Genomic DNA, 24,672 nt, shown 5'->3' with positions numbered 1-24,672 from the left:
GTGTGGCAGCCGGCACAGGCTCATCAGGAACCGCATCCCAGGAGTCCATGCGGATTTCGCTGGCAGCCGGAGATTTTGTGGCAGCCGGCACAGGCTGTTCAGGGATTTCGTCCCAGGAGTCCAGGCGGATTTCGTTGGGAGCGGGAGATTTTGCGCCAACCGGGGCAGGTTCTTCGGGAACTGTGTCCCAGGAGTCCAGGCGGATTTCGCTGGGAGCGGGAGATTTTGTGGCAGCCGGCACAGGCTGTTCAGGGATTTCGTCCCAGGAGTCCAGGCGGATTTCACTGGCAGCCGGTGATTTTGTGGCTGTCGGCACAGGCTCTTCAGGAACTGTGTCCCGGGAGTCCGAGCGGTCTTCGCTGATGGCAGGTACGGTTTCTTCCGCAACAACGTCAGCAGGTTGTTCAGAAATTTCTTCCAGAGGGCCGTCCAGTGAAATATCCGCCCTTTCTTCGGAAATATCCGCCCTTTCTTCCGCATTTTCTGATTTCAGTAATTCCTCCCTGGCGGCTGCATCAAGGAGGGCATCCTGATCTGCTTCGGCCAGATTACCACAAACGGCGAGGGATGCATCTTCCTTGATCCCGGACGGAGGAGAGGATTCCTTGTGTCCAGAATTGTCCATTTCTGCGGAGCTTTCCAGTGCCGCAGAAATTTTCGGTGTTTCACGATCATGGTCTACCGGTTTTGGCGTGGAAGTCGGCGTTACACGATCATGGTCTACCGGTTTTGGTGTGGAAGATGGTTTCCGGTCCGCTTTACGGGCAGGCTTCGGCGCAACAGGTGCAGTCGCAGGAAAAGACCGAGATAATTCCAGGTCTTCATTCGGCAACAGAAGATGGTTTTCCTCCTCAGGTTCAGGTTTTGAAGTGAATGTCTGATCGGGAGTTGATTGTTTTTCCTGGGCAACTTCTTCAGCGGCAAAAGAAAACAGGGTACGGGTATCCAGGATCATGACAAATTTTTCACCATGCCGCCCCATGGAACGAATGTAACCTGCTCCAGGTTGTTGACCAGTACGCGGGGGGGGCAGAAGTGACTGTGGCAACATGTCCACCACCTCTTCAACCCCGTCCACCAGGGCACCAAAATAGCGGCTTCCACGACGCCAAGGAAGGTCCATGATGACGATGGCACTGCTCCGGGTGGGTTCAATGGAATAACGGCCCAGACGTTGCCGCAGATCCACAACCGGAACCACCACTCCGCGCAGGCGGATGATTCCCTTGACATTGGCATCGGTTCCCGGAACAGCCGTGAGGGGAATATACTCGAGAACCTCCTGTACTTCGTCGATATCGACTCCGAAGGTTTCGTTGTCCAGTTTGAAAGTCAACAGTTTCATCATGACCGCATGAACATGGTTAGAATGAATAAAAACGAAAAGACCACGATGGTGACGATGGTTCCGAAATGACTTTCGCTCTTGAAATTTTCAAGGCGTTTGTCTTGTTTACCCTGTTGCTGACGGATTTTTTCCACCTCTTCCCGTGTCACCCGAAGGGTATCCTGAATTTTTCCCAGAAGCTCATTTTTTTTCTGAGCATCTTCCTGACTTTCAGGGGCACCCATGGCATCCAGACGCTCTTTCATCTTGTCCAGTTCTTCCTGCATCAAAGAGAATCTGGCTTCAAAATCCTTCAAAAATTTGACGAGAATTGCATTTTGATCTTCGGCCATGCCATTCCACCTTGTTAATCAATTGAATTATTTTATCGCCTGCCCCATCAGATCCAGACCTCTTGCCTGTCCGCCATTTTAACCTGACCAGGGTGGAATATGGTACATTTTATTTTTCATGGGAATCGGGGGGCAATCTGCCAGGAATCTGCCGAGTGTGTTTTTTCACTCTTGGAAGGCTTTTTGAATTTCGAGAAACTCATTGAAATGTTTTAAAAATAAGTCAATCAGGTGCGGATCGAAATGGGCACCGCGCTCTTTTTCGAAATGCTGCCGGACCTGCTCCGGCGACCAGGCCGGCTTGTAAACCCGGGGATGAAGGAGGGCATCAAAAACGTCAAGCAGACCAATGATGCGGGCAAATATATGAATCTGTTCACCGACCAGCCCTCTGGGATAACCTGTGCCATCCCACTTTTCATGATGCTGTTCGCAGATGAGGGCACCGGTTCGAATGATGCCACGATCATTGTTGCCCAGAACACGACTGCCAATCTCGGTATGGGTACGTATGACATCCATCTCTTCCGGGCTGAGTCTGCCCGGTTTGGAGAGAATCGAGTCAGGAATGGCAATCTTGCCCAGGTCGTGCATGGGAGCGGCCAGCCAGATCAGTTCCACGTCCCGATCCGGAAGTCCGGCCAGTTGTGCCAGGAGGCGGGAACTTTCCGCCACGCGCCTGACATGTTGTCCGGCCTCGCCGGAACGGGCCTCGATCACCTCTCCCAGGGCAAAGGTGACATCCTTCTGGGTGCTGATGATTTCGCGATTCAGGAACAGGTTTTCAAAGGCGGCGGCAATGTTCAAGGAAAATATTTCGATCAGGTCCTGATCCGCCTTTCCCAGCGGGCGGTGACTTTTCAAATAAATAAGATTTTCCATGCCGTTACGGGTCAGGAAATATCCCAGAAAATGGTTGTCGGTAAATACGCTTTTCCGGGTCTCCTTGGCAAGCCGGACCATGTCGTTCACCTCCGGCGGTACCACCTCGGACAAGGGTCGTCCGACACAACTTTCATAAAACCCGAAGGCCGCATAAATATTCAAGTTGCCTCGTTTGACCGTTGCCGCAAAACAGGCCGCCTGATTGTTTGAACCGGATTGCTCTTCGTGTGTAATGATGGCGGCCAATTGGGTGAGAATGCCGGTTGCCAGTTGTCCCAGGGAGCGGACCTCAAACAAATTTCCGGTTGCCTGAATGATTTTTTTCAAGCCAATCCGGGTATTTTCAATGGTGCGAATATCGCGATAGGCCCGCAGGCTGGAAGTCAGTGAGGTCAGCAGATTGCGGCTGCTCAGGTTGGCCTTGTCTCGATAATCGTTGATATCATACTCGGCAATGACCTCGGTTTCCGGGGCATGACCGGGTTGACCGGTTCGCAGAACAATTCGTACAAAGGGATTTTCGAGTTTTTCACGAATATATCGAACAGCCCGGAGTCCGGCATCCTCGGTCTCCATGACCACATCCAAAAACAATACAGCCGTATCGGGATGCATCTGCATGAGATGGATGGCATCTGCCCCGGAATAACCAAGCACAAACTCCAAACCCCGTCCCTCGAAACGATAATTCTTGAATACAAGCCTGGTGACGGGATGTACATCCACATCATCGTCAATAATCATGATCTTCCATGGGGACAAACCAACAACACTCCTCGTTTCCGGGTGTTGCTCTGCCGGAGTGTCTGCCGCCAGAAAATCAAGAGTATCCCTGGTTGTCTTCACGCATCTTCCCCCGCATTCCCCACGTTTGTCTTGATCCGTATTTTATCGACAAACTCCAGATTGCTTTTCTGAAATATTCGAATCCGGAAAAGTTTCGAAGAAATTGTAATTGATTCCATGCACCAGTTCAACCCTGATTTTCTCGAAATATATTCAAATCGATTGTCATCATATAATAATAATCTTTATGAATCAATCGATTATATGGGAATTGCATTCGATTTTGGCCTGTTCCCAACCCGTTGCAGGAAACAAAATTTTGCATGGATCAGTTCATAATCGTGCCGGAAAACGAATCAAAAATTTCGCTCCATGACCTGGTTGACTCTCGCAGTGGATTGTTCCACACAATTTTTGGGTCACCTGATTGTAGACAACATACAGACCCAAACCGCTTCCACCCTGATTGCGCCGGGTCGTTATGAAAGGTTCAAAAATTTGTTTGAGCAATTCAGGTGTCATGCCCTGACCGTCATCCTGGAAAGACAACAGGATCATGTTGCTCTCTTCTTCACACACCTCGATGGTGATGTTGCCATGTTCCTGATCGGGAAAGGCATGAATCAGGGCGTTGAGAATCAGGTTGGTCAATATTTGCGACAGGGCACCCGGATAGGTGGTCAGACGAATCTCTTCCGGGCAGTGCAGGGTGACGGAGTGGGGGGATTTTTTGAGTTTTGGATGCAGACTCAACAATATTTCTTCCAGATAGGATCGCAGTGCAAAGCTCCGTTTTTCCTGACTTGTCTGATCAACTGCCACCCTCTTGAAACCATTGATCAAATCACCGGCCCGCCCCAGATTGATGACGATCAGACGGCAGGCCTCCCTGAGATCGGCCATGTACCCGGTCAGCTCATCGCGGGTCAACAGTCCATCCTGAAAACGCCGCTCCAGGACCCGGCTGCGCTCCTCCAGATGGGTGGCTGCCGTGTACCCGATGCCAATCGGGGTATTGATTTCGTGCGCAATTCCGGCCACCAGCCCACCCAGGGCAGCCATACGCTCCGAGCGGATCATGTGTTTTTGGTATTTGTGCAGGGAATCGACATGCTCCTGCAACTCCTGGGTCCGCTCCTGAACCCGCGCTTCCAGATCGAGGTTGTTGTTCAGAAGCTGTTGTTCAGCTTCCTTGCGGGCAATCAGGCTGGCCAGGGTGCTGGCCAAAGCTTTCAACAGCTCTGTCTCCTCTCTTCGAAATGAGTGCCCGCTTTCCAAGTACAGATTCAGTACGCCCAACAACTTCTCACCAGAAAGAAGCGGCACGACATAATGACCGTGCGGTTCCATGTCCCGGATTCGAATATCGTGTTTGCTGTCCATGTTTTCGGCATGCTGGAGCGACCTGGTCTCGGCAGTTTTTCCACACATGCATTGTCCAAATGGTATGATGGCGCAGGTGCGCAGCAGATCGCCAGACAATCCCTTGTGAGCTTGCATGGTTAATTGGCGGGTATTTTCATCGGCCAGAAAAATGGCCCCCCTGGATTGAACAAACAGCCACGGAATGTGAAGAATACTTTCCAAAGCCATTTTCAGTTGTTGTTCCAAAGGGATCGACAGGAACGATATACGATAGATATCGTTGATTGTCTTTTGAAAAATCAGGGATTGTTGAAAATTCTTCTCAAAATCAACAATCCTGGCTTCCGATACCATCGCCATGGGAATTATTGGACCGCCCTGTAGAATGCAACTGCCGACCTTTGCAGGTGTTATTGTATGCTATTGATTGCGGTTTTTTTTCGCATCAGACGCTTTTACCGGTTGGGAAACATCGGGTGTGGGGGGCATCATTTCCTTTCCCCGGGCTGTCTTGTCGGTATTGTCTCCCTGCAACAAGGAGTGCTGCCAACTTCTCTGGCAGCCGATCAGCAGGGAAAAAATCATGAATAACAATATTTTTCTTTTCATTGAATCTTCCTTTCCCAAGTGTGAGATTCCATTCATTGTCCTGGACTGTTGGCATGGATCATAACCGATCCCCAGGCTGTTGCCCAACCGAATCCAGACAGTATTGGATTAAAATTTGCATATTGACAATGGGCACCATCCCCACGGTTTGACAATACCTTGACAAGAGGGTTCCGGCTGACGCATTCGAAATTGTGGGGATTTTTTGTGTTTGTCACCTTTGTGTAACGAACGCGCAGGGAGCGCAAGGCATGCAAGAATCCACACCGTCATCAGGAACGGTTTACTGGATCACCGGTCTGGCCGGTTCAGGAAAGACCACCATAGGCAGTCGTTTGGCCAAAAAACTCCGCATGTTGGGACGACCTCCCATTTTTCTCGATGGTGACATGTTACGGGAAATATTTGGTGCCCAACAGGCCCATTCGCCAGGCGAGCGGCTGGTCCTGGCCATGCGCTATGCCCATCTTTGCCGCATGCTTGCCAACCAGGGATTTGACGTGGTCTGTGCCACCATCTCCATGTTTCCGGAAGTGTGGTCCTGGAACCGTAAACACATTCGCAACTATCGGCAAATCTATTTGCGTGTCGGGATCGACGTCTTGATCCAACGCGACCAGAGGCAAATCTACAGCCGGCATCTGGATGGAAAACTGCAACACGTCATGGGCATGGATATTCCGGTCAAGGATCCGGAACCGGCCGATATTGTCGTGGACAACGACGGCAGCAAAACCCCCGATGCCATCGTTGAAGGAATTCTGGACGCCATCTCCCTGAAGAGCCGCTCAGCCTGACAGTAAAGCCACTTCCGAATACCATGGTCAAGAAAATCCGGAACACCGTTTCTCGTGGTTCCATGCATCCGTGACTGCATGGCGTCCATGCTGTTCATTTGTTTCCACCCGCCAACACCTGCTCCAGAAACCAGTCAAAAGTCTGGGTGAGAAAAGGCAGAGCATCCAGCAATCGGTGGTCGCTGTCGATCATATGCAGGGTGGCTTTGTGCTTCTGGGCAAAGCGGACCGAGTTGGCCGGGGGAACGACATCATCTCGCCAGCCATGGACGGCCACCAGGACCCGGGCGTGTGGTTCAGGATCCTGTATGGCATAGTCCCAGAGATACAGGGCAGGAGACATGAGAAATATGCCATCCGGACAGAGTTTTTTGGAAGCCACGATGGACAGGTAGGCCCCCATGCTCGATCCGACCAAAACCAGGTGACGGGCCGCACCGGGAGCAAGCTCCAGGAGTTTTTCAACACGCTTGTCAGGATCCGCAATACCGGTATAATCTGGACTTTCCACATGAAATCCGCGTTGGCGGGCCACTTCTGCCAGCCGTTCAATCTTTCTGCCCCAAGGGGTCCCTTCCTTGCCGTGGGCGAAATAGACCACATCCTGATTTTTTTCCATCCCCGGTCTTTCCTGGTCAGTGGTTTTTCCAAAGTGTCAGGGAGTCCGGTTTGCCAAACCCCATCCCCCATCACCTGACCATTTTGCCATGCCGGAAAATGAATCTCCAGTTTTGTTGCCTGACGTTCCGGTACGCGACAGGCAAGCATGCGTTTGGCAAAACATGGACCCTGTGATACTCTTTGTCCATGAGATATGCTTCCCCTATTCCGAATTGCCGTTCAGCTTGATGCCCTGTCTCGCAGGATGTCATTCACAGGAAATCACGCTTGGATTAGGCCCGCGTGGCGGAACAGGTAGACGCTACGGACTTAAAATCCGTTGGCCGCAAGGCCGTACCGGTTCGATTCCGGTCGTGGGCACCAAAAAAAAACCGGTTTCGCCACAAGGACGAAACCGGTTTTGGCATGATCGTCGCCGAACTCATTCGGCTACAAGAGCAGACGTAAGAGACTACTTGTTCAGAATCTTTGCCACTTTGGGAGCCTGGAGGTGGGCCTGATCGGGCATGGTGGTGCCGAGCAGGGGGCGCAGATAGTGTTTGAAGGCCTCGGTGACATCGTTGCCGGCGGCATTGATGTGATCGTCGGGCATCACACGGGTTTTGGCAGCGATCTTGGAAAGATCGGTAAGCTGATACTCGACAGCATAGTCACCAACGCGCTTGATGGCGACGGAGCCGCTCAAACCCTGGCCAATACCGAGCTTGGCAGCTTTTTGGGCCACTTCGCGGGCTTCGCGTTGATCAACGTCGGAGACTACACCCAGGAAGGAGCGTTGCAGATAGCCGAAGGTATCGCCCCGCACCCGTTTGATGCCGAGCTTTTCCTTGACCTGATCGCAAAGAAGATCGGCCAGGGCACCGGTGCCGGAGAGTTGCACGTTGCCGTGGGCATCTTTCTCCACTTTTTGCATCAGTTTCGTGACAATGGGGGTTCCTTCCTTGTCATGGATGCCTTCGGAAGCCGCAATGACGCAACGGCCATGTTTGTCATAGGCCGTTTTGACATCGATCAGGAACTTGTCCATGTCGAAAACACGTTCCGGAAGGTAGATCAGGTGCGGGCCATCGTCTGGATAGATCCGACCCAGGGCGGCGGCGGCGGTCAAAAAGCCGGCATGCCGTCCCATCACCACGCCCACATAGACGCCGGGGAGCGCCCGGTTGTCCAGGTTGACACCGGCAAAAGCGCTGGCCACAAACCGGGCGGCTGAAGGAAACCCGGGGGTGTGGTCGTTTTCCATCAGGTCGTTGTCCACGGTCTTGGGCACATGGACCGCCACCATTTCATACTTGGACTCTTTGGCAAACTCACCGACGATCCGGCAGGTATCGGAGGAGTCGTTGCCGCCAATGTAGAAGAAGTAGCGAATGTTGTGGGCTTTCAGGACATCGAAGATTTTTTGGCAGTAGGCCCGGTCCGGCTTGTCCCGCGTGGAACCCAGGGCGGAAGAAGGCGTGGCAGCCACCCGTTCCAGGTTTTCGATGGTCTCCTGGGTCAGGTCCAGGAAATTTTCTTTGACAATACCGGAAACGCCGTTGAGGGCACCATAGATACCCTCGACGTGCGCATAGTTGCGTGCTTCAAGAACGACGCCCACCAGCGATTGGTTGATCACCGCTGTCGGTCCGCCGCCCTGTGCTACCAGAACGTTACCCCGTTGCATCATGTCCTCCTCATTTTGATCGCGTGATATCGTGGAACACCCATGAAAAACAAAAAAACCACCAGCCGATTCTTCACCAAATTATTCGATTCTTCAACCGGTGACGGCAAGAGAATCCCGGTTTGCACCAAAAATGGCCTGAAAAAAGGCCTTGCCACCATCGGTCAGATAATCATTCCATATCCGCTCCAGGAGTGCATCGGCTTGTGAAGCATCCAGGTTCATTTCTTGGGCGAGGGCACGGAACAGGGTTTCCTGTTGCGTTCCATCCGGGAGATCATGGCGGACGCTGAGACGCCAGCTCAGGCCGATCAGGCGCAGGGCACCTGCTTCCAAACCCAGCATGCGGGCCAATTGCCCCAGATGAAAAAACGTGGCGGCCTCTCCCGGCTGATCCCCGGTCTCGCCGCGCAAAAACAGGGCATCCCGAAAATGGTCCAGGGCACTCTCCAGGGAACCCTCCAATAAATCCATGATGCCCATCTGGTGTCGAATGCTTGCCAGCATGGCGTTTTGTCCCAAATGTTTCAACAGGGGTTCCGCCATGGTAAAATATTGTCGGGATTCGGAAAAACGTTCCAGAGTATACAGGATGTGTCCTGCCACCGGCAAGGTGGAAGCCAAATCCACCAGATGCCCCAGTTCCTGGTAAATGGCGATGGCCCGCTGGAAGTGGGGCAATGCCTTTTCCGGACGCTGGCTTTGCATTTCCAGCATGCCCCACAAGGCTTGCGATGTTGATTCGCCCACCCGATCGTGCATCTCTTCCTGAACGGTCAGGGCCAGCCGCAGTTTTTGGCGGGCAGCGGCATAATCCTGCCGGGCGAGATCCACTTCCGCCAATCTGGACAAGGTTCTGGCGGCACCCGTTCGATCCTGGGCATCTTCCTGGAGGGACAGGGCATGGTGCAATTGGGCGGTGGCTTTTTCCAGAAGCCCCTGGCGCAGATGGACAGCCGCCACCTGGGTGGCCATGGCGGCTTCGCCTTCCCGGTCCCCGGCGGTGTGCAGCAGGGTCATGGCCGCATGAAAGCCATTGCGGGCGGCTTCGAGACGCCCCTTGGTCAGTTGGATTTCCGCCTCGCCCTGCCAGGCAGCAGCCTGTTCCACCCAATACCCATCCTGATCCTGAACACTTTCCCGACTGCGTTGCAACCACTCCATGGCCTGTTCCAATTCACCGCGTCCCAGGCAGGATTGGGCAATCCAGAACAGCGGGGAGGGGTGGGATCCCCAGAGCAGAAATTGCCGATTGACCCTTTCGAGTTCGGCGAACAGGCCCTGAATTTCCAGTCCATGGCTGATTTTTCCCGAGATGGCCGCCGCCGTCGGCAGATCCCCCCCTTGTGCCCAGTGAAAGCGGGCCTCCATCAGGATATCGACCCAGGTCAGCCCCAGAATTTCTTCCCGGTTTTCCTCGAACATGCGCAGCAGATACGCGCCGATCCGCCGCTGTGCTTCATGGATGTGGGGAGAAGACATATCTTCAGTCCGTAAAAGCCAATCCCGGATTCCGGGAGGTACTTTCCAGAGTCTCTCCCTGCCGGGAGGGTGCCAGGAGTCGATGATGCCGGCATCCAGCCAGCCAAACAGTTGATCCGATTCCATGCCTGTCACCTGGCAAATTCCTTCTGTGGGCAGGGCCAGATGGGGAAGGGCGGCCTGGGTCAGTTGGCGGCGCTCGTCGCCGGACCAGGTGGCAAAAAATGCGGTCAATGAGTCGGCGACCGGCACAGAAGCGAGTTGCCCGGGATCGGTCGCCAGGACCGGGCGCACCCAGGCTGGATGACCCGGAAGTCGTTGACAGGCGTTCTGCACCTCGTTCCACCCCTCGGGTCCAGGTGTCAGGCGGGCGACGATGGAGCGTTCACGGAGAGCGATTCCAGCCAGGAGGGCAACGGGCAAGGGTTCCAGGGCAAAACGGGTGACCCAGGCGGGCAGGGGTTCGGGCCAATGCAGGGGATCGGGTCCGGTGACCAGGATGCGTGTCTCTCCCGGACCTTTTTGCCAGAACAAATAAAAAAACCAGGCCAGATCCGGATCGCTGTTTCCCCGATACTCTCCCGGTGTCGGCCAGGGTTGCACATCATCCAACAGCAGAATCAAGCCTTGCTGCCGGGTCAAAACATCCACCAGGTGTGCCAGCCGATCCCGGATCGGCAGCGACCCATCCTTGAGTTGGCTGGTTTCACTTTTGAAACCCTGGCGTTTCAAGACCGGGATGACGCTTTGCAACAGACGGGCGGCGGTCACGGGATTGGCCGGGGTTCCCGCCACCGCCAGGACCGGGTGTCCCAGATCGGCCATGCCCCGGACCAGACGCACAATCAAGGAACTCTTGCCGCTGGCTTGCGGCCCGGAAACATGCAGGAGGCCAATGGTCTTTTCCCGCAGGCCGGTCAACAATCCCTCCGTTCCCGGACGCCGACCCCAAAAATGACCGGCCACCCCCAGATGCATGCCAGGCGGGGAGTCCCAATCCGGTTTTTTGGGTTGCGGATGGACAGAAGCGGAAAGCGCCGCGACGTTGAACAAAAACCCCTGTTGCGAGCCGCCAAACAGCATGGGCAGGGTCCAGGTGGGGGGGGATTGTTCGCCGCAGGTTGATCGGCAGGTATTGCGGGCCTGGTTGAGAGCGGTTTCCAGGGGCAGGCCCTGGGCCACCCCCTGCAAAAACGGCGTCAGGAATGCCGTCTCGACCGTGGGACATGCCACGGCCAGGGGCATGCCGTTTTGCACGACCGCCGCACAAATGGCACTCGTCGCGGCCAATGGTGGGGCGGCACTGGCATGACAACCGATCAGCATCAGACATTGCACGCCGGATTCCAGAAACAGTTCCTGGTACATTTCATGGCTGGTGTGCAGGTCGAGACGCCCATCCCCGGCCTCGAAGCCGAAAAAACCATCACCCCGCTGGATGCGCACGGGGCCGCACAATATGACGAGTTGCGGTTGCAGGTGGCGGATGTGTTCCCGCAGTTCGGCGACGCTACCGGTGGCGGTCATGGTCAACAGCGACTCTGCACCGGTACCGGCAATGGCTTCCAGGAATGCCGAGGTCAGGGATTCAACCGGAATGGCGGCATGTTCTTCGGCATCGGCGGGTACCGAGATGGCCAAAATGACGCGCAAGGGGCGGGGGGGCAGGACGGAACAACAGTGCTGCACGGGGGCGGCAAAATCGGGCAAACGGCGCAATCCCACCCCTGTATCCAACCCCAGAACACGTCCATCCGGCAGACGGGTCACTTCCCAGGGAAGATTCAGGACCTCGGGAATGGAGGAAACAATGACCAGACGCAGTGGCAAACCGGGAATCAACCTTGCCTGGACACTGGCCCAGGAGGGTGCCAGTCCCAGATCGAACAACTCCAGCCCGACCCCGGCCAACCCCTCGGTTGCCAAGTCCATCGGGGCCGGGTTGATCAAGGTTCGCCGATATCCTTCCACCAGGAGTTGGATGGCGCGCAGACGTTGCCGATCCACCCGCATGAGAGGCTCCGGGGGGTGTTGATTCACCTGCAACTGAATATCCCATGACGGCGATATTCCAGGTGTGCGCCCTATATGAAGGAGAAACAAATTTTCCGGATGAATCATGCGACCCAGGAATTTCTCGCCACGTAATCAAATGGCCTTGGATGTCTCTTTGAGTATTTTTTTAAGTTCACTTTTGCTGCTCACGCCAATTGCGGTATGAATTCGATTGCCTTTGGCAAACACCATGATGGTTGGAATGCCGGTGATGCCGTATTCGGTGGTCAATTCGGGGTACCTCTGGACATCGACGACCATGACGTGAATTTTTTCACGATGGGAATTGGCAAACCAGGGAAGATGCTGGCGCAACTTTTCGCAGACAAAACACTGCTTTCCAGAAAAAATCACAAACAGGAGCTTGTGGTGTGGGGTTTCATGCAACACCCGCCGCAGGGATTCACTTGGCGTGCTTTTCAGAGCCATTTTCTGACCTCCGGGTTGGGTGAGGAGCGGATCAAATGTTTGATGATTTTATGGAACGTATCGGGTGGGGTTTGACGATTGGTCAGGGTCATCAACATTTTCGACATGATTTCGTCACGTTTTTCCGGCTTTTCATAGGGGTGTTCATTGAGCAGGCGAGAGATGGTTTCCAGGTAGGCCACCATGCCTCCCTTGAGGCTTTGCACCTGAAACCTCTTGGAAAATTTTTTCAGGATGTATTGACTGCCATCCCCTTTACTGCAATAGACAAGCAGGGGACGTTGCAACAGTTGTGCTTCGAAACGTTTTTCAAATTCGTCCATGCGTTCTTCCAGGGACAACAGATAGACCCGTTTCGAGCCGGGAATGGTCGGATCGTAATCCGTGCTGCCGCGAACATCCAGCAGGGTGAACGCAACCGGATGGGTCATGAACTTTTCGATGGGCAATTCACTGTTTTTATTGTTGAAAAACATTCGCAATACTTCTTCCGAAAAAGCAGGATACCAAAAGACCTCTGGAGTTTACGCCAAATCGGCCTGATCAAGAGGAGACAATTTGACCTGGTGAAAGTTCGGTTGCCGAATCGGATTCGACAAACAAACAAACCCGCCACCCCATTTTCATGGTAGGGGCGGCTCATTTTGGCCGTTTCAGTGTGACGGGAACAGTTTGAGAATGGCAATGATGAACATTGCCTGACCGGCGGCCACACCAAACATCCATTTGATCATGTCAGCCTTGGCTTCGGCAATTTTGGTTTCAAGCTCCTTGAAATCCCGCTTGGTGGACAATTCAAGTTCCCTGAGGTCTCGCCGCGTTGCCAGTTCATCCAGGCTCGTCTTGAAAATCGTGGCAAGGGTGTTGGCCTGAACTTCGGCCTGTTCTTCGGTGAAACCTACCGCCTTCAATTCCTTGATGTAGGCGTGGGTGTCAAACGTGATCGTTGTCATCGGAATCTATCTCCCATCTTGTTCCTGCCAGGAATCCATTAACTTTGGACAGCCATTTTTCGCAACTCCTCTCCTGCCATATCAACAATCCATCGCCGGATTCGACAGCCATCCCAATCCCCAGAAACTGGAAGCCTGCGCCGCAGTGGGACACCGAACTGACAATCTATCTTATTGGTTTTACTTAACATATCTTTGCTGAATTCCGTGACAATGGGGATGCTACATAAGCTCGTCCTCAAATGTCAAACGAAATTATCCCCAAATCTGGATTCGGTTGTGGTATGCTGGTTCCGTCATCAATTGCACTTGGAGAAATAGACATGGCCACTGTCACCTTTGACACTCTGGAACTGGTCAAGCTCCTCAAGGTTGCCGGGTTTCCGGCGGACCAGGCCGACGCGGTCGTGCGTGTGATTGCCAAATCGCACGATGAACTTGTTACAAGACGGGACTTGCAAATCGAACTCGCTCCCATCCGTACAGATCTGGTGCTTCTCAAATGGATGATCGGCATCCAGTTGGCCGGCGTCATGGCGCTCATCATGAAGTCGTTCTTTTCACACTGACCATTCACGAAACACCCGCCGGATGGTGCCTGCGACGCAAAAGACCCATGAAGCGTGCAAATTCATGGGGTTCTGGATTTGGTCATCGACCACAAGCGAAAGATCCAGCCCGGCAAGCTCGGCCAACTGATCTTGATGCTCTGTCGGGAATCTGTCGAGGAATGCCGCCAAAATCCCGACAATCCGCCGGTCGGCGTTCTGGAAACAAAAAACTTTAAAAAATTTATGGATCTGGCGACGTAAAGATTAATATTGCAGGCTCAAACCCATGTTCCAGCAAAGAACCTACATCAGGATCTGATTTTTTTATCTTTATTAATTTTTTTCTAAAGATTGGTATATATATGTGATACGGTATTGGCAACAAAACATCTAATGCAAAATTGACAATTAAAATTCCGGCAGCAATCAACCAATTCCAGTATATTGCAATAATGCACAATATAATCCATCTCGAAATAATAATACCCCAGACCATTGGAAACCAGGCAGGCAACAATATTGCCATGATTTTATATGGATAATCTGCTTTTCTTGATATAAGCAATATAGTTCTCTGCATACCAAGTGCATAAAATTTTATAACCGAGATAACTACATAAATCACAACAAGTTCGTCATGCATGTTTGCAATTATTTTTGATATCCATGTATTCACCTTTTTAATTAAGCTATATCTATGTATATGATCAGATGGAACCATATTACATGATTATGTGAAAAATTCAATAAAATAAAAAACTACTTAAATGCAATTTTTAAATGAACAATCAAGACTTTTTCGGCATAAATCAACCCGTCATAACAAGTAAATCTTGGTATATATGTAAGAAATACGAAAATTTCTTGTCAATCCCGACAAGATTAATTTTCGTTAAGGGAGGAATAAAATGAAAGTCTGGGAGGATGTCAAAAAGCCTTTGGGCATCCGTCAAATCAGCTTGATCAAGCGGGGAGAATTTGACCAAGTGAAAACCCGGTTGCTGAATCGGATGCGATAGACAAACAAATCAGCCACCCCATTTCTGTTGTGGGGTGGCTGATTTCCGTCATTCAGTGCGACGGGAACAGCTTGAGAATGGCAATAATGAACATCGCCTGACCGGTGGCCACACCAAACATCCACTTGATGGTTTCGGCCTTGGCCTCGGCGATTTCACGTCCGGTAGCCAATTCAAGTTCCTTGATGTCCCGCCGCGTGGCCAGTTCATCCAGGTTTGTTTTGAAGATGCTGGAAAGGGTGTTGGCCTGAACTTCGGCCTGTTCTTCGGTAAACCCGACGGCTTTCAATTCCTTGATGTAGGCGTGCGTGTCGAACGTGATCGTCGTCATCGGAATCTCCTTTCCATCCCACTTTATCAAAATCCCATTGACTTTTATGCTGTAAAATTTACCGGGAGAAATACCCCAAGCATATGGCCTTTTTCGCAACGGGAAGCCACAACCGGGAACGGCCCATATGGCCACCAACCGGGTCGGGAAAACGGAAGGGGTCGGTGGCTATAGACATCAACGCATCAGTCAGGGAGATAGTGCAAATATCCGTTCGATGCACTTCCCTGGTTGGGGTGATGGCACCCTTGAGCGCGGATGTTGGATGTCTCGGATTGGTATATGGCGTCCCCAAGGGGATTCGAACCCCTGTTACCGGCGTGAGAGGCCGGCGTCCTAGGCCTCTAGACGATGGGGACACATTCAGGAAAGACTCATTATGGACGTAACGGCCCTGCAAGGCAAGGCTCTTTTCCTCATTTGATGCGCATGCCTGGCTGGGCACCCGCATCGGGAGCAAGAAGAAACACATCGCTGCCACCAGGCCCGGCAGCCAGAACCATGCCCTCGGAAAGCCCAAACTTCATTTTGCGGGGCTTGAGATTGGCCACCATGACGACAAGGCGACCATTCAAGGTTTCGGGCACGGGGTAGGCGGTCTTGATGCCGGCAAAAACAGTCCGCGTTCCCAAGGTTCCCAGATCCAGGGTCAGTTTCAAGAGCTTGTCGGCACCAGGAACAGCTTCCGCCGTCACAATACGCGCCACCCGCAAATCCACCTTGCCAAAGTCGTCGATAGTGACTTCTGGTGCCAGATCATTGCTTTCTGGTTGGGAAGGGGAAGGGGATGGGGATGAGGCAGGCGAGGATCCAGAAGAAGAGGCAGGCGAGGGGGAAGATACAGAAGCAACCGGCGGGGAAGGGGCTTCCCCTTCTTCCCTGGATGCCTGGAGAAGATCCTCCACCTTTTGCGGATCCACCCGTACCATCAAATGTTTGAATGGTTTTAATTTTTCGTGATGCCAGGGACGTTCGCAATCCTCCCAGTTAAATGCCGCGACATTAAACAAATGCTCAACTTTTCTGCCGAGCAGCGGCAACACCGGCTTCAGATAGGTGATCAGAATACGGAACAGATTCAAGGCAATGGTGCAGGTATCCTGCAACGCATTCGGAAAACCGGCGGTGAAACGTTCCTCCTTGGCCAACTGCCAGGGCGCTTTCGCCTCGACAAACCGGTTGGCCTCTTCGGCCAGACGCATGATGGTCCGCATGGCCCGGGCATATTCGCGGGCCTCATAATATTGACCGATCTCTTCACCGGCCTGCACAAACTGCTTGTGCAGACCGCCATCGTCCGGGTATTGCGTGGCCAGATTGCCTTCGTAAAACTTGTGAATGAAATTGGCGGTGCGTGCGGCAATATTGATCACCTTGCCCACCAGATCGCTGTTGACCTTCTGCACAAAATCCTCAAAATTCAGGTCGATATCATCCACACGGCTGGTCAATTTGGCGGCATAGTAGTAGCGCAGATATTCTGGATCGAGAAATTCCAGATACTTGCGGGCATTGATGAAAGTGCCCCGCGACTTGGACATTTTCATGCCGTTGACGGTCAGGAAACCATGGGCAAAAATCGCCGTCGGGGTCCGAAACCCGGCCCCCTGCAACAGGGCTGGCCAGAACAAGGTATGAAAATAGAGAATATCCTTGCCGATGAAGTGATAGACATCGGCATGCACATCGCTGGCCCAGTAGGAGGCAAAATTTTGTCCCACCTGCTGACACCAGTTCATGGTTGAAGCCATGTAACCGATGGGGGCATCCAGCCAGACGTAAAAATATTTTCCCGGGGCATCGGGAATTTCAAAGCCGAAATAGGGACCATCCCGGGAAATATCCCAATCCTTCAAACCTTCCTTGAACCATTCATCAAGCTTGTTGGCCATCTCTTCCTGCAAGCGTCCGGAACGGGTCCACTCCTTCAGGAAAGGTTCAAAATCACCGAGTTTGAAAAAAATATGTTCTGATTCGCGTTCAACGGGCTGGGCACCACATACGGCGCAGCGGGAATCCTTCAGATCCAGGGGTGCATAGGTACTGCTGCACACTTCGCAGGCATCGCCGTATTGATCGAGGGCACCACAGGAAGGACAGGTGCCACGCACAAAACGATCCGGAAGAAACATGCCATCGGTTTCACAATAAGCCTGGCGCACCATGCGGCGGTCCATGTGGCCGCTGTCACGGTTTTTTTCGTAGATCATGTTGGAAATTTTCCGATTTTCCTCGGAATCGGTGCTGTAATAATTATCGAAATCAATGGCAAATCCGGCAAAATCCCGGGTATGCTCCCCGTGCATGCGGGTGATGAGTTCCTTGGGGGTGATTCCTTCGCGTCTGGCGCGGATCATGATGGGGGTGCCATGGGTATCATCGGCACAGATATAGACACACTTGCGCCCGCGCAGCTTATGGTAGCGGACCCAGATATCCGTTTGAATATACTCTACGAGATGGCCCAGATGGATTTGCCCGTTGGCATAGGGGAGGGCACTGGTGACCAGAATACGACGCGACATGGCGGCAACAATCCTTTCACAGGATATATCGGGTTTGGCAATTGGACCGGGGAATTCTAGGCTTGCCGGAAGATAACGGCAAGTCAAGGCAGGAAAATATGGCCAACGTGCCACAAGGAATGATACGATTGGCAGCATGCGAACGGGAAAGGGAAAACCCTTGAACAGGGGAGGGGGAGAGAAAACCCTTGAACAGGGGAGGGGGAGGGGAAATAAAGTCAGTCGGCGCTAACGAATGGGATGGCAATGTTTTGGCGCTGACATTGTAAAAAAGTTTGAATGGGATTCATCCATATGGGAAAAACGCCATGCTGAAAAATATTTTACGGACCATTTTTGGAGTGTTGTTTCGCGTGCGCATCACTGGCAATGCAGAGGCTCTCCGCAATGAACGTACCCTGATTGTCGCCAATCATGAATCCTTCCTGGATGGTGTTCTGCTCGGTCTGTTCCTGCCGGTCGAGGCAACCTTTGTGGTCCATTCCACGGTGGCCAACAACCGGTTTTTCAGGATGATCCTGCAACATGTACCACACCTGGCCGTCGATTCTACCAGTCCGCTCGCCATCAAATTGATCCTTAAGCTCGTGCAAAGCGGTACTCCCGTGATCATTTTTCCGGAAGGACGCATCACGGTCACGGGATCCCTGATGAAGGTCTATGATGGTGCGGCCTTTGTGGCTGCGAAAAGCGGCGCGACCGTCGTACCGGTGCGTATCGAGGGAGCGGGCCGCAGTTATTTCGGACGACTGGCCGGCATCTATCCCCGCAAACTGTTGCCCAGGGTTCACATTGCCATCCAGCCGCGCCGCCATATTTCCATGCCGGACCTGCCTACCGCGAAACTGCGGCGGCGGCGGGCCGGTGAATTGATGCGGCACATTCTGCTGGACATGCTGGTTGCCACCCGCCCGGAACGAACCCTGTTCCAGGCTTTCCTCGATGCCAGGGCGACATTCGGCACCGGTTACAAGCTCGTTGAAGATTTGCGTTTGCAGGAGGAGTCCTACGGCTCGCTTCTCAAAATGGCCCTGGCCATGGTCCGGCTTTTGGCACCGATCACCAGGGAGGGTGAAGTCGTCGGGGTCATGACGCCCAATGCCGCCCCAACGTTGGCCCTGTTGTTGGCACTCTCCGCCGGTCGGCGCGTGCCTGCCATGCTCAATTACACCGCTGGCCCGGAAGGGGTGCGTGCCGCCTGCACGACGGCCCGTATCCAGACGATTGTCGCATCACGGACCTTTCTTGAAAAAGCCCGCCTGAATCATCTTGTCGAGCAACTTCCAGGCGTGCGGGTTCACTATCTGGAAGACCTCAAGACTCACTTCGGCCTGTCGGACAAATTGTGGGTGGTCTGGCATCTGTTGTTTCCAACAACCGCCATGGTTGCCCAGCATCCCGATGCGCCGGCCATGGTCTTGTTTACATCCGGTTCCGAGGGCAAACCCAAGGGCGTGGTCCATTCGCACACATCCCTGCTTTCCAATGTTGCACAAATTCGTTCCGTGGCCGATTTTTCGCCGCTGGACAAATTCATGATGGCCTTGCCGCTGTTCCATTCATTCGGTCTCACCTGCGGTGCCATGTTGCCGCTGGTGTCGGGATGCAAGGTTTTTCTCTATCCGACCCCTTTGCATTATCGCATCATTCCCGAAATCGTCTATGATCGCGATTGCACGGTCCTGTTCGGGACACCGACTTTTCTGGCCAATTATGGCAAATTTGCCCATCCCTATGATTTTGGCCGTTTGCGCTACGTTATCGCTGGCGCGGAAAAGCTCTCGGATGCCGTGCGTCGGCTGTGGATAGACAAGTTTGGCATTCGCATTCTGGAAGGATATGGTGTGACCGAGTGCGCCCCGGTGGTTGCCGTCAACGTGCCCATGGCCTGTCGCACCAACAGTGTCGGCCAGATTGTCCCGGGTATGGCATATCAACTGGAGCCGGTGCCCGGGGTCGAGGAGGGGGGTGTCCTGCACGTCAAAGGCCCCAATGTGATGAAAGGCTACTTTCTCTACGATAAACCCGGGGAGATTCAACCGCCGGAATCGTTGGGGGAGGGGTGGTATGCAACCGGTGACATTGTCTTCATCGATGCCGACGATTTTGTCCACATCCGTGGCCGCCTGAAACGTTTTGCCAAGTTGGCCGGGGAGATGATTTCCCTGGAGGTGGTCGAGCAGATTGCATCCCAGGCCGCACCCGGCTTTCTGCATGCCGCATCGACCCGGGCGGATGCGGCCAAGGGAGAAGCCTTGATTTTGTTCACAACCGCCCCTGCCCTCGACCGCAAACAGCTCCTGGCAGCCGCCAAAAACCTGGGCGCACCGGAACTGGCCGTACCCCGTTTGCTTCAGAAAATCGATGCCTTGCCTCTGCTTGGCTCGGGAAAAACCGATTATGTCACCCTGAAAAAAATGGCCGATGCCACCCTGACCCGATAGCCCTTGCAAGGATTTATTGATGTCACACGATGAAACCACAGTCATTTCGCGCCCTTTGTGGTCGCGTGGCCTGGTCGCAGTGCTGGTGGCGCAGTTTTTGTCGGCGATGGCGGACAATGCCCTGCTGTTTGGTGCCCTGGCCCTGCTCAAACAAACCCACTATCCGGATTGGGCCGCCCCCTTGTTGCAGGAATTTTTTGTGGGAGCCTTCATTCTATTGGCCCCCTTTGTCGGTCCCTTTGCCGATGCCATTCCCAAGGGACGGGTGATGCTGGCCGCCAATGGTCTCAAGCTTGCGGGTGCCCTCGGCATGTATCTGGGCATCAACCCTTTTGTTGCCTATGGTGTGGTGGGAATCGGCGCGGCAGCCTATTCGCCGGCCAAATATGGCATCCTCTCCGAACTGACTTCATCCGATCACCTCGTCAAGGCCAATGGCCTGATGGAATCTTCGACCATTGTGGCCATTCTGGCGGGGGCCATTGCCGGTGGCACCTTGGCCGACTGGAGCATTCCGGGCACCCTGGTCGTGGTAACGGTTTGTTATGGCGTGGCGGCCTTGGCCAATCTGTTCATTCCCAGGCTCAAGCCGGCCCATCCGGTCGGTGCGCTTTCGTTCACAGGACTGTTTCGGGATTTTTTCCAGGCGGTGCGGGATTTGTTTCGGGTTCCGGATGCCCGGTTTTCCATCATCGGCACGAGCATTTTTTGGGGGGCAGGCTCGACCATGCGGTTTTTACTCGTGATCTGGGTGCCGGTCGCCCTGGGCATCACCACGAACAGCATGCCTGCCTACCTGAATGCCATGGTGGCCGTTGGCATCGTCCTGGGGGCCGGATTGGCCGCCAGATTTGTCACCCTGGCACAGGCTGAACGTGCCCTGCCTGCCGGCGTCCTGATCGGTCTTGCCGTGTGCCTGCTCTCGGGAACCACCAATCTGCCCATGGCCTTTGTGGTCATGGTGCTGATTGGCGGCTGTGGCGGCTTCTTTGTCGTGCCCCTGAATGCCCTGCTCCAGGAAAAAGGCCACCAAAGTGTCGGTTCCGGACATGCCATCGCCGTGCAAAATCTGGCCGAAAATGCCACCATGCTCCTGATGATTGGCGGCTATACCCTGGTCGTCAGGGGAGGGGCACCGGCCAATTTACTGGCAGCCGGATTCGGCTTGTTTCTCTCCGTTGCCATCGGGGTGCTTTGGTTGCGCTGGTCACGGGCCAGAAGAACCGATTTCCCTGCACCATAATAAGGATGCATGCACGAATCGGGTATGGTAGACTGCACGAATCTGGTAAACTGACGAGGTCAGGGTCAGCTTTAGCTTCAGGATGGATTTTTTTACAGGAATTACACATGACGGCAATCACCTTTGATACTCTGAAATATGTCAAGACACTCAAGGCAGCGGGCTTTGACGAAAAGCAGGCCGAAGGGCTGGCCGAAGCCCAGGCTGAGGTGTTTGATAAAAATCTGGAAGACCTTGCCACCAGACGGGATCTCAGGGATCTGGGGGTTCGCATGGATACCAAGCTGGAAAAGGAACTGGCTCCGATCCGTACAGACGTGGCTGTCATCAAATGGATGTTTGGCATCATGATGGCTGGCGTTCTGGCCCTCATTCTCAAGGCCTTTTTTCCGCACTGACAGTTTGTTTGGAATTTTCGAGATCGGGTGGTAGACTGACAGAATCGGTACAAGATCTGATTTTTTTGGGAGAGAGTGCCATGACCATTACCGTCACGTTTGACACCTTGGAATTCGTTGAGGAATTGAAGGCATCCGGTTTTGATGAAGTGCAAGCCAAAGGCATGGTTGGCGCTCTTAAAAAAGTCCACGAAGCCCAACTGAAAGAGCTTGCAACCAAAGGGGATGTTGCGACACTCAGGACCGATATGCGTGAACTCGAATACCGCATTATCATCCGCCTGGGCGGGATCATGATTGCCGGATTCAGTGCCCTTGCTGTCCTCATTAAATTGCAATGAGCCTGGGAGTGAGCCTGGAAGCAGGATTGAACCTGGATTGCAATGAGCCTGGGAGTGAGCCTGGGAGCAGGATTGAACCTGGAAGGATGCCCGGATTGAACATTGAACCTGGGATGCCCGAGGTTTCAAAAAGGAAACCCGGCAGGCCATTTGACATAATGGACGCATCTTGGGAGTGTGTTGGACAGCTTTGGCCGTTGTATTGGCCATTTGACATAATGGGGGTGTGACAATGCACAGGCCTGGGGGGAGGAACTCCAGTGGCAATTTAACATAATATACCTTATGCGACAAATTTGATCCTATCCAAACCAACCCCTGTATTTGATTTTGTCAGGGGAAAAAAACAGATCCCTGCTTTTTCCCGATGGATGCATGGATAAATTTTGGTATAATGCCGCCGGGGATGAGAATGTTTTGGTTGCCGATGGTCGGAAAACATGAAAAAAAAGACGACAAATGATTCATTGAAGCCAATTGATCTTCAGGCATGCCTGTCGGAGTCCGAAGTGGAAAACGTTGAAAATAAGTCAAAAAAAATTGATGATAATCTGGATCAGGCTGCGTCTGACGACAGTGCAGGCTCAATGCACGCATCGGGGGATTTGTTGCGTCGCATCAACAAACTGAATGAGTTGGGCATTGCCCTCTCCTCCGAACGGGATACCAACCGCCTGTTGGAGAATATTCTCCTCGGAGCCAAGGAACTGACCAATGCCGATGCCGGGACAATCTACCTGGCCACAGATCGCAAAACCCTCAAATTTGAAATCATCCGTACCGACTCCTTGAAGATCGCCATGGGCGGTACCACGGGTATTCCCATCAATTTCCCGGAGTTGCCCCTGTTCAAGGATGGCAAACCCAACTTGGCCATGGTGGCGGCCTACTGCGCCATCCAGGACAAGACCGTGAATATCCCGGATGCCTATCAAGCCGAAGGGTTTGACTTTACCGGCACACGGGCTTTCGATAAAAACACCGGCTACCGTTCGACCTCGTTTTTGACCGTACCTCTGAAAAATCACGAAAATCAGATTATCGGGGTGCTGCAATTGATCAATGCCAAAGATCCCGAAACCAGTGGGATCATCGCCTTTACGGCTGAAGATCAACGTCTGGCAGAGTCCCTCGCCTCACAAGCCGCCATCGCCCTGACCAACCAACGCCTGATCACGGATTTGAAAAAGCTGTTCGAATCCTTCATCCAGTCCATCGCCACCGCCATCGACGAAAAATCACCCTATACCGGCGGACACTGCCATCGCGTACCCGTTCTGGCGGAAATGCTGGCGGAGGCTGCCTGCGGTGCCAATGTGGGCGAATTGAAAAATTTCAGCCTCACCGAAGATGATCTTTACGAACTCAAGATCGCGGCATGGTTGCACGACTGTGGCAAGGTGGTCACACCGACCGAAGTGGTCGATAAAGCCACCAAACTGGAAACCATCTTTGACCGGGTCAAAATGGTCGATGTCCGTTTCGAAGTCCTGAAACGGGATGCCGAAATTGACATGTTGAAGAAAAAGCTGGCCATCCTCGAAAAAGGCGAAAAACCCGACCATGCGGCCATTGATGACGAATTCAATAACAAAATAAAACACATTCAAAGCGACAGGGATTTTATTCGCGAATCGAATGTGGGTGGCGAGTTCATGTCCAAGGAAAGAAAAGAGCGGGTTGCCGCCATCAGTCAGTATCAATGGCAGGATCCGGATGGAAAAATCAGCAATTTCCTGACGGAAAATGAGGTCTACAATCTCAATATTGACCGGGGTACCATCAACAAGGAAGAACGGGAAATCATCAACAATCACGTCGTGGCCACCATCAAAATGCTGGAAGCCATCCCCTTCCCCAAACATTTGGCCCGCGTCCCGGAAATGGCTGGCGGACATCACGAAACCATGATCGGCACCGGCTATCCCAAAGGGTTGAAACGCGACCAGATGTCCATTCAGGCCCGCATCATGGCCATCGCCGATGTGTTCGAAGCCCTGACCGCCAGGGACCGTCCCTACAAGCCTGGCAAAACGCTGGCACAATCCTTGAAAATTCTGGGTTTCATGAAAAAGGATCAACATATCGATCCGGATTTGTTCCAGGTGTTCATCGACCAGAAAGTATTCATGCGCTACGCAGAACAATATCTCTCGCCCGAACAGATCGACGAAGTGGACGTCAAACAGATCCCTGGCTATACCCCCCCTCCCCCTTCAACCTAAGTTTTCGCAAATTGTCCGCACCCGTGAATCCAAACCCTGGCAGGCTGGCACGACATACCGATATTGACGGCCCCCCCGCCAATACCCGCAATACCCACCAATAACTTCGAGCCTTGGGTTACTGTCCGCCGCCGCTACCCTTCCCGTTCCCGGCAGGAACGCTCTTGGAAGGCGTTGGCTGGGCTGGAGAATTGGCTGCCCCCTCCTCCTTGGCAGGAACGCTCTTGGAAGGCGTTGGCTGGGCTGGAGAATTGGCTGCCCCCTCCT

At 53.3% G+C, this 24,672-nt stretch carries 21 protein-coding genes and 2 tRNA genes; 8 read left to right on the top strand and 15 right to left on the bottom strand.

Annotated features, from left to right (window positions below):
• The 5 genes from HQL65_01990 to HQL65_01970 form a co-directional block, all read right to left on the bottom strand.
• Positions 1–1,348: chemotaxis protein CheW (locus HQL65_01990; GenBank protein ID MBF0134983.1), on the bottom strand; the 1,348-nt coding region annotated here is incomplete at its 3' end.
• Complete coding sequence (locus HQL65_01985) at positions 1,345–1,680, bottom strand: hypothetical protein (protein ID MBF0134982.1); 336 nt, start codon at positions 1,678–1,680, stop codon at positions 1,345–1,347. The genes HQL65_01990 and HQL65_01985, both read right to left, overlap by 4 nt.
• A 165-nt stretch (positions 1,681–1,845) precedes the next feature.
• Positions 1,846–3,309 carry a DUF3369 domain-containing protein gene (locus tag HQL65_01980; GenBank protein MBF0134981.1) on the bottom strand — a complete coding sequence of 488 codons (1,464 nt, stop codon included), beginning with the start codon at positions 3,307–3,309 and terminating at the stop codon, positions 1,846–1,848.
• Between the two features lie 375 nt (positions 3,310–3,684).
• Positions 3,685–5,076 carry a GAF domain-containing protein gene (locus HQL65_01975; GenBank protein ID MBF0134980.1) on the bottom strand — a complete coding sequence of 464 codons (1,392 nt, stop codon included), beginning with the start codon at positions 5,074–5,076 and terminating at the stop codon, positions 3,685–3,687.
• A 60-nt stretch (positions 5,077–5,136) separates the two neighbouring features.
• Positions 5,137–5,325, bottom strand: a complete 189-nt coding sequence (locus HQL65_01970; protein ID MBF0134979.1) for a hypothetical protein — start codon at positions 5,323–5,325, stop codon at positions 5,137–5,139.
• Between the two features lie 251 nt (positions 5,326–5,576).
• On the opposite strand from HQL65_01970, the gene HQL65_01965 reads away from it, so the two are divergent.
• Positions 5,577–6,122, top strand: a complete 546-nt coding sequence (locus HQL65_01965) for an adenylyl-sulfate kinase (GenBank protein ID MBF0134978.1) — start codon at positions 5,577–5,579, stop codon at positions 6,120–6,122.
• A gap of 94 nt (positions 6,123–6,216) precedes the next feature.
• On the opposite strand, the gene HQL65_01960 is transcribed toward HQL65_01965, so the two are convergent.
• Positions 6,217–6,741, bottom strand: coding sequence for an alpha/beta hydrolase (locus HQL65_01960; GenBank protein ID MBF0134977.1), 525 nt, complete (start codon positions 6,739–6,741; stop codon positions 6,217–6,219).
• Positions 6,742–7,019: 278 nt separating this feature from the next.
• On the opposite strand from HQL65_01960, the gene HQL65_01955 reads away from it, so the two are divergent.
• Positions 7,020–7,106 (top strand) — tRNA-Leu (locus tag HQL65_01955).
• Between the two features lie 88 nt (positions 7,107–7,194).
• Here the strand turns inward: HQL65_01955 and HQL65_01950 are convergent.
• The 5 genes from HQL65_01950 to HQL65_01930 all read right to left on the bottom strand — a co-directional run bounded on the left by HQL65_01950 (position 7,195) and on the right by HQL65_01930 (position 13,328).
• The gene (locus HQL65_01950) at positions 7,195–8,409 is read right to left on the bottom strand and encodes a 6-phosphofructokinase (GenBank protein MBF0134976.1); all 1,215 of its coding nucleotides are present in this window, start codon (positions 8,407–8,409) and stop codon (positions 7,195–7,197) included.
• A gap of 93 nt (positions 8,410–8,502) precedes the next feature.
• Positions 8,503–11,931: a tetratricopeptide repeat protein gene (locus HQL65_01945; protein ID MBF0134975.1), complete on the bottom strand. Its 3,429-nt coding sequence runs from the start codon at positions 11,929–11,931 to the stop codon at positions 8,503–8,505.
• A 108-nt stretch (positions 11,932–12,039) separates the two neighbouring features.
• The gene (locus HQL65_01940) at positions 12,040–12,375 is read right to left on the bottom strand and encodes a thioredoxin family protein (GenBank protein MBF0134974.1); all 336 of its coding nucleotides are present in this window, start codon (positions 12,373–12,375) and stop codon (positions 12,040–12,042) included.
• Positions 12,366–12,851: a rhodanese-like domain-containing protein gene (locus tag HQL65_01935; protein MBF0134973.1), complete on the bottom strand. Its 486-nt coding sequence runs from the start codon at positions 12,849–12,851 to the stop codon at positions 12,366–12,368. Before HQL65_01935 ends, HQL65_01940 begins: the two co-directional genes overlap by 10 nt.
• Before the next feature lie 177 nt (positions 12,852–13,028).
• Positions 13,029–13,328, bottom strand: a complete 300-nt coding sequence (locus HQL65_01930; protein ID MBF0134972.1) for a DUF1640 domain-containing protein — start codon at positions 13,326–13,328, stop codon at positions 13,029–13,031.
• Between the two features lie 323 nt (positions 13,329–13,651).
• Between HQL65_01930 and HQL65_01925 the strand changes: the two genes are divergently transcribed.
• Positions 13,652–13,897: a DUF1640 domain-containing protein gene (locus HQL65_01925; protein ID MBF0134971.1), complete on the top strand. Its 246-nt coding sequence runs from the start codon at positions 13,652–13,654 to the stop codon at positions 13,895–13,897.
• A gap of 223 nt (positions 13,898–14,120) precedes the next feature.
• Here HQL65_01925 and HQL65_01920 read toward each other — a convergent pair whose 3' ends face one another.
• From HQL65_01920 to metG, 4 genes are all read right to left on the bottom strand, one after another.
• Positions 14,121–14,522 (bottom strand): hypothetical protein, encoded by a 402-nt coding sequence (locus HQL65_01920; protein MBF0134970.1) that lies wholly within the window; start codon positions 14,520–14,522, stop codon positions 14,121–14,123.
• Between the two features lie 428 nt (positions 14,523–14,950).
• Positions 14,951–15,229: a DUF1640 domain-containing protein gene (locus tag HQL65_01915; GenBank protein MBF0134969.1), complete on the bottom strand. Its 279-nt coding sequence runs from the start codon at positions 15,227–15,229 to the stop codon at positions 14,951–14,953.
• Positions 15,230–15,512: 283 nt separating this feature from the next.
• Positions 15,513–15,588, bottom strand: a tRNA-Glu gene (locus tag HQL65_01910).
• A gap of 57 nt (positions 15,589–15,645) precedes the next feature.
• Positions 15,646–17,754: a methionine--tRNA ligase gene (gene metG / locus HQL65_01905; protein ID MBF0134968.1), complete on the bottom strand. Its 2,109-nt coding sequence runs from the start codon at positions 17,752–17,754 to the stop codon at positions 15,646–15,648.
• Between the two features lie 308 nt (positions 17,755–18,062).
• Between metG and aas the strand changes: the two genes are divergently transcribed.
• From aas to HQL65_01880, 5 genes are all read left to right on the top strand, one after another.
• The gene (aas, locus tag HQL65_01900) at positions 18,063–20,198 is read left to right on the top strand and encodes a bifunctional acyl-ACP--phospholipid O-acyltransferase/long-chain-fatty-acid--ACP ligase (GenBank protein ID MBF0134967.1); all 2,136 of its coding nucleotides are present in this window, start codon (positions 18,063–18,065) and stop codon (positions 20,196–20,198) included.
• 19 nt (positions 20,199–20,217) lie between these two features.
• Positions 20,218–21,441 carry a lysophospholipid transporter LplT gene (gene lplT / locus HQL65_01895; protein ID MBF0134966.1) on the top strand — a complete coding sequence of 408 codons (1,224 nt, stop codon included), beginning with the start codon at positions 20,218–20,220 and terminating at the stop codon, positions 21,439–21,441.
• Positions 21,442–21,548: 107 nt separating this feature from the next.
• The gene (locus tag HQL65_01890) at positions 21,549–21,839 is read left to right on the top strand and encodes a DUF1640 domain-containing protein (protein MBF0134965.1); all 291 of its coding nucleotides are present in this window, start codon (positions 21,549–21,551) and stop codon (positions 21,837–21,839) included.
• An 80-nt stretch (positions 21,840–21,919) separates the two neighbouring features.
• Complete coding sequence (locus tag HQL65_01885; GenBank protein ID MBF0134964.1) at positions 21,920–22,180, top strand: DUF1640 domain-containing protein; 261 nt, start codon at positions 21,920–21,922, stop codon at positions 22,178–22,180.
• A gap of 587 nt (positions 22,181–22,767) precedes the next feature.
• Complete coding sequence (locus HQL65_01880) at positions 22,768–24,405, top strand: GAF domain-containing protein (GenBank protein MBF0134963.1); 1,638 nt, start codon at positions 22,768–22,770, stop codon at positions 24,403–24,405.
• Positions 24,406–24,672: the final 267 nt, after the last annotated feature.

This window comes from Magnetococcales bacterium, assembly GCA_015228935.1.
In the GTDB taxonomy this organism is placed as follows: domain Bacteria; phylum Pseudomonadota; class Magnetococcia; order Magnetococcales; family DC0425bin3; genus HA3dbin3.
This window is presented reverse-complemented; position numbering and strand designations above follow the sequence as displayed.